3 protein-coding genes are annotated in these 6,551 nt (G+C 38.8%); 1 reads left to right on the forward strand and 2 read right to left on the reverse strand.

Annotated features, from left to right (window positions below):
* Position 1: 1 nt before the first annotated feature.
* Together relA and rlmD are read right to left on the reverse strand one after the other, a co-directional pair.
* On the reverse strand, positions 2–2,158 hold the full coding sequence (gene relA / locus H5119_RS12980; protein ID WP_182702518.1) for a GTP diphosphokinase: 2,157 nt from the start codon (positions 2,156–2,158) through the stop codon (positions 2–4).
* A gap of 8 nt (positions 2,159–2,166) precedes the next feature.
* Positions 2,167–3,492 (reverse strand): 23S rRNA (uracil(1939)-C(5))-methyltransferase RlmD, encoded by a 1,326-nt coding sequence (gene rlmD / locus H5119_RS12985; RefSeq protein WP_182702519.1) that lies wholly within the window; start codon positions 3,490–3,492, stop codon positions 2,167–2,169.
* Between the two features lie 123 nt (positions 3,493–3,615).
* On the opposite strand from rlmD, the gene barA reads away from it, so the two are divergent.
* Positions 3,616–6,402 (forward strand): two-component sensor histidine kinase BarA, encoded by a 2,787-nt coding sequence (barA, locus tag H5119_RS12990; protein ID WP_138586626.1) that lies wholly within the window; start codon positions 3,616–3,618, stop codon positions 6,400–6,402.
* The last annotated feature ends 149 nt before the right edge of the window (positions 6,403–6,551 follow it).

Below are 6,551 nucleotides of genomic sequence, written 5' to 3' on the forward strand. Positions count from 1 at the left end.
TTTAATGACCACGCTTGGCGTCATGAACACCTTCTATTTGATGCAATTTCGAAAGAACACGGTTGGTACCCGATAAATCATGCACTTCTATTTGCATAGTAAAAATTGCTAATTGATTATCTGTTACCGTGTTTACATTCATATTAAGTACGTTTACTTTTTCGTTTGCTAGCACTGAGCTTATATCGCGTATTAACCCAGATCGGTCGGTGGCTTCTATTTTAATACTCAATGCGTACGAGCCGTTTATATCATCAGACCAACTAACAGAAAGCACACGCTCAGGATGCTGCTCTTTTAAGTTATTAAACGAATCGCAATCATCTTTATGTACGCCAATACCACGTCCTTGAGTAATATAACCAATAATTGCATCACCAGGTACTGGACGACAACACTTAGCCACGTGACTCATTAAGCTACCAACGCCATCAACTACAATGCCATTTTTATCGCCGCTTACTTTAGTCGGATTTTTAAAACGTATTACCGGCTCGTCTTCTGTACGATCGGTAACAAAGTTAAGCATTTGATTTAGACGCACATCGCCCGCGCCAATGGCAACCATTAAGTCATCAAGCTCTTTAAAATTAAAACGCTTAATCGCGGGTGCTAAGTCTTTATAATTTAAACCCAGCTTTTGCAGCTCGTTATCAAGAATATCTTTACCCGCACTGAGGTTTTTATCCCGATCGAGTTGTTTAAACCAATGATGTATTTTAGCTCTAGCACGCGACGATTTGATGTAACCTAATGAAGGATTTAACCAATCACGACTGGGATTTGGTTGCTTTTGGGTAAGTATTTCTACTTGATCCCCAGTTGTAAGCTGATGCGTAAATGGCACTATTTTGCCAAACACTTTAGCACCAATACAACGATGACCAACGTTCGAATGAATATAGTAAGCAAAATCAAGCGGTGTTGCGCCAAGGGGTAAATCGATAATATCGCCGCTTGGGGTAAATATGTACACGCGGTCTTCGACTACTTGATTTTTAAGCTCTTCAGCTAAATCGCCACCATCAACGACTTCTTCTTGCCATTGCAGTAGTTTACGCAGCCAGCTTATTTTTTGCTCATAACCAGAGCCACGTCCAGGAAGTGCACCTTCTTTATATATCCAATGTGCTGCAACACCTAGCTCTGCATCTTGATGCATATCGCTGGTGCGAATTTGTATTTCTACCGTTTTACCTTCAGGGCCAAATACCACGGTATGAATAGATTGATAGCCATTTTGTTTGGGCGTAGCAACGTAATCATCAAACTCTTTATTAAGATGACGCCAATTAGTGTGCACAATACCCAGCGCACCGTAGCAATCTTGCAAGCGTTCAACCACAATTCGCATAGCGCGAATATCAAATAATTGATCAAACTCGTAATTTTTTTGCGCCATTTTTTTATAAATACTGTAAATATGCTTGGGCCGGCCATAAACTTCAGCTTCAATACCTGCCTCACTCAAACGGCTTTTCACTTGCTCCACCATATCTTCCATATAAGCTTCGCGCGCTAAACGTTTATCATCGAGTTGTTTAGCTATACTTTTGTATATATCTGGGCGTAAGTATCTGAACGATAAATCTTCAAGCTCCCATTTTAGTTGCCCTATTCCTAATCTATTCGCTAATGGGGCAAAAATATCAGCGGTTTCTTTGGCTGCAATAACACGGTCTTCTTCATCGGCATCTTTTACGTTGCGTAAATGACATACCTGCTCAGCCAATTTAATAACCACCGCACGTACATCCTCAACCATTGTTAACAGCATTTTTCGAATATTATCGACTTGAACTGACCCTTTACCTTGATGCGATAAGGTACTAATTGTGGCCATTTGCGCAACACCTGTTAAAAGTATTGCCACGTTATTACCTAGCAACTCTTCAACGGTGTCGAGCGACACAACATCATTTAAAAAATACGGTGTTAAATACGCAGTCGCTAACGATTCGGCATCAAGGTTTAGCTCAGCCAAAATTTCAACCATTTCAATGGCTGTATTTTGTTGCTTTTCGTTGTTGCAGTTTACACACAGTGCTTGCGCCTGATTAAGTAATTCAGCTTTTTCAGCAGACAATCCGAGTGCTTTTAGACGAGTGGCAAAATCGCCCGTTTCATCTTGTTGATGCGATTGACGTGTAGCTACCATAATGCGCTTTACCTCCGTTGAAATAACGCCATAGTTTCAATATGCCCTGTATGAGGAAACATATTCATTAGCCCTATTTTATTAAGATCAAAACCTGCTTGCGAAATAATAGCGCTGTCACGGGCTAAAGTAACAGGGTCGCAAGAGACGTATAAAATTGTTTTAAATTGCTTTAAAGGTAACTGCTCTAATACAGCCATTGCACCAGTACGAGATGGATCTAATACGAGTACATCTAAATCTTTACTAAACCACAGCGCATTTTGAATTTTTTGCGTTAAATCAAAACAATGAAACTGCGCATTTGCAATAGAGTTAGTTTGCGCATTTTGCGCCGCCATTGCAACCGCTGAAGTAACCCCTTCTACACCTGTTACTGTTTTTGCTTGTTTTGCCAGCACGAGCGAAAAGTTGCCAATACCGCAAAATAAATCCAAGATATTTTCATCGCCATTTAAATTAAGCCAATCTGCTGATTGCTTCAGCATAGCTTGGTTAACTTGTGCATTTACTTGGATAAAATTATCTAAACCGAATTCAAACTTAAGATTAAATTCTTCAAGATAGTAAAACGGCATTGCTAAATGCGAATGCTCAATTACATCACTCTCGCCTTGCCATACAATGTCATACTTATAATGCGAAGCTGCCTGCTCTACTAATGCTTTAAACTCATCAGAAATCACTTTTGTATGGCGAATAATAACAAAGCTATGGTCATCACTTTCGCACAATTGCAGGTGGCTTATACTGTGCAGCGGCTTATGTTGATTAATTAAATCATCAAAAAGTGTAAATATATCTGCGAATGCTTCACTTAACACGGCACATTGATTAATACTTACAATATTTTTTGAGCCGCTTGCTCTGTAGCCCACACGCATTTTTTTAGCCGCTTTATCAAACATCACAGCAATACGCGCACTGCGCCTATAGTGTGTTGATTTACTTAATAACGGGGTTTGCCAGTTTAAGTTTTTTTGTTTTGCGAACTTTTCAAATAACTGATTTACCGCAGTTTGTTTTTCAGCGACCTGTTGGCTTACCTCTAAGTGCTGTAATTGACATCCACCACAATGAGTATAGTGTTCACAAAAAGGCGCTACTCGTGCACCACTTGCTTTAATAACCTTGTGTGTAATTGCACTACTATAACGTGCTTTATCATCAACAAGCGTTGCTTTTACTTGCTCACTTGGTAATGCACCGCTTACAAAACACACTTTGTTATTGTATTTTGCGATACCACGTCCTTGATGATCCATTGCAGTTATATCAAGCACTACTGACTTTTGTTGTAGTGGCTTTTTTTTTGCTTTAAAAATTTGTGCCATTTGGCATTACCTTAAAATGGTTATAGGTTAAAACAATAAATGTACTGCTATAGCAGAGGCTTTGAGAATAGGTGTTGAACCGTATATACTCGAAACATACTAATAATGATAAACGTTCCCATTATGACTAAATTAGGCTTACGCGATTCTGTTTTAACACTGACCCTGATCCCGACGGTGATCATTGGATTATTGCTTGGTGGTTATTTTACAATAAATCGTTACATTGAGCTTGATGAAATTTTATATCAGCAAGGCGCCACTATTTCTGAGCCTCTTGCAATTGCGCTAGAGCAACCCTTATTTGAAAAAAACAAACAACTGCTCAGTCGCTTAATTAGCTATACGCACAATAAACATTCGCCAACGGTAAAATCCATAGCTATTTTTGATAATAATAACCAATTAATAATGACCAGCAACTATCACCGCTCTTTTGATAAGTTGATTAATCAAAAAGTGATGCAAAATTTAAATACAACTCAAATACAAGTTTCAGAAAAATTAGTTACTTTTTTCACTCCAATTATTAACCACTCCACCCATGACTCAAAATGGGATCCATCTGCATTTCACTCTCCGTTAGGAACGGTTATTTTACAGCTAAACAAAGACCAAGCTGTAATAGGGCAACAGCAAGCATTACTAGTGAGCGGTATTGTCATTATTTTATCTTTGATATTTGCCGCTATTTTAGCATTTAGATTAAGCCGTATGTTTATGACGCCGCTTAATAAGTTAGTACTCGCAACCGACAAGCTTGTTGAAGGAAAAAGAAGTACCGGCCTAAACGAGAGTATGATTGGCGAGTTTGAATTACTTCGAGAAGGTTTAAATACTATTGCCCATACTATGGTGATGCAAAAAGATGAAATGCAAAAAAACATAGATCAAGCAACCAGTGACTACCGTGAAACACTAGAACAATACGAGACTCAAAATATTGAGCTCACAATGGCAAAAAAAGAAGCGCAAGATGCTAACCGTGTTAAATCTGATTTTCTAGCCAAAATGAGTCACGAATTGCGCACCCCCTTAAATGGGGTAATGGGCTTTACTCGCCAACTTTATAAGACGCCACTTAATAAGCATCAAAAAGATTACCTCGATACAATTATGCTTTCAGCCAATAGTCTCATGACCATTATTAGCGATATTTTAGACTTTTCTAAATTAGAAGCCGGCGCAATGGAACTTGAGTCAATTCAGTTTCAATTACGAGATGCTGTTAACGAAGTAATGACGTTGCTAGCACCAAGTGCTCACGATAAGCAGCTTGAGTTATCAATCTATATAAACTCACAAGTGCCTGATGATTTAACTGGCGACCCTACTCGCTTTAAGCAAATACTCATTAACCTCTTAAGTAATGCCATAAAATTCACCGAAAAAGGCTCAATTAAAGTCGATATAAGTTACCGATTACTCGATGAAGAACGCGCATCGGTATTAGTCGCCGTAACCGATACCGGCGTAGGCATCCCAATGGATAAGCAAGATTCTCTATTTACTCCATTTGGTCAAGCCGATTCAAGCATAACGCGTAAGTTTGGTGGAACAGGCTTAGGGCTTATTATTACCAAGCATATTGTTGAAGCAATGAGCGGGCGTATAACACTCAACTCAGCGCCTGGTAACGGAACATGCTTTACTTTCAACAGCATATTTAGATTACCCAATCATGTATTCACAAATGATTTGCCTAGTAAATCGCTTGTTGGTAAGCGTATTTTATATTTAGAGCCTCACGAACACACGCATCACGCAGTGTTGTCGTTATTAACACAATGGCAAACCAACGTTACCGCTTGCTTTAACGAAACAAGCTTTTTAGATGCGATAAAAAATCAAGAGTTTAAATACGATGTTTGCTTAATTGGACACATGGCGTCTGTTGATGACATGCAAAGACTAAAAAGCTACGTTAAAGCAGTGCGCGACTCTACTGATTACTTGTATCTAATGCTAAATACTGTTTCGCATAATATGCGTGAAGCATTTATTGGCAGTGGTGCAGACGCCTGCTTAAGTAAGCCTCTCAATCATCGCAAATTGTGTGAAGTGCTGGCAGCGCCTTACCGCCTTGATCACCCTGTTCATAACATCGAACAAAATGAGCAGCAGTTACTGCCACTTAAAGTGCTTATAGTGGATGATAATGACGCGAACTTAAAACTAATTTGCACCTTACTTGCAGAGCAAATTGAAGCAATGGACACAGCTCATAATGGCTCTCAGGCCTATAGTTTGAGCAAAAGTCATAAATACGATGTCATCTTTATGGATATTCAAATGCCGATTATGGACGGCATCACGGCATGTAAACTAATACAAGAATCATCATTGAATGAAGATACCCCTATTATTGCCGTCACAGCTCATGCACTGCATAGTGAAAAAGAACAGCTGCTTAAAGATGGCTTTAAAGGCTACCTAACAAAGCCAATTGATGAAGATATGTTAAGACAGATTATTAGCGATCACAGCCCACAAACACCAATCAATCGCGATAAAAGTAAAAAGAATACTCCACAGAGCCCTGCACCATTTGAAAGTAATCGTATTGACTGGACTCTTGCGTTACAGCGCGCAGGTGGGAAAAGTGAGCTCGCGTTAGAAATGCTTAATATGCTGTTGTTAAGCGTACCAGAGACCCTTAATTTACTCATTAAAGCTATTGATGACAAAGATTGCCAGCAAGTACTCACTATCGTTCATAAATTTCATGGTGCATGTTGCTACACAGGCGTGCCAAAGCTTAAATCATTAGCTGAAACAATAGAAACATCACTTAAAAGTGAATGTACTTTAGATAATATTGAGCCTGAGCTTTTTGAACTGCAAGATGAGCTTGAAAATTTATTGATTGATGCAAAAATTAATGACAAAAGCAAAAAAGACGCACTATAAGTAAGCGCGCCTTTTAAAAAATAATTAACCTGAACTCTGGTTAAGATATTTACTAATATATTGAATCATAATGATATTTAAATTTATTTTTCTCTAGCCAGAGATTTTCAGTGAAAACAAGGCGAACTTACGCGTCAATAGCTGGCCTA

Origin of the sequence: Pseudoalteromonas sp. SG45-5 (assembly GCF_014164085.1) — a bacterium.
Taxonomy (GTDB): Bacteria; Pseudomonadota; Gammaproteobacteria; order Enterobacterales; family Alteromonadaceae; genus Pseudoalteromonas; species Pseudoalteromonas aliena.

What these genes read in the sequence shown, in the direction of transcription:
- rlmD (WP_182702519.1), bottom strand. Translation starts at nt 3,492, where the DNA reads ATGGCACAAATTTTTAAAGCAAAAAAAAAGCCACTACAACAAAAGTCA.
- relA (WP_182702518.1), bottom strand. Translation starts at nt 2,158, where the DNA reads ATGGTAGCTACACGTCAATCGCATCAACAAGATGAAACGGGCGATTTT.
- barA (WP_138586626.1), top strand. Translation starts at nt 3,616, where the DNA reads ATGACTAAATTAGGCTTACGCGATTCTGTTTTAACACTGACCCTGATC.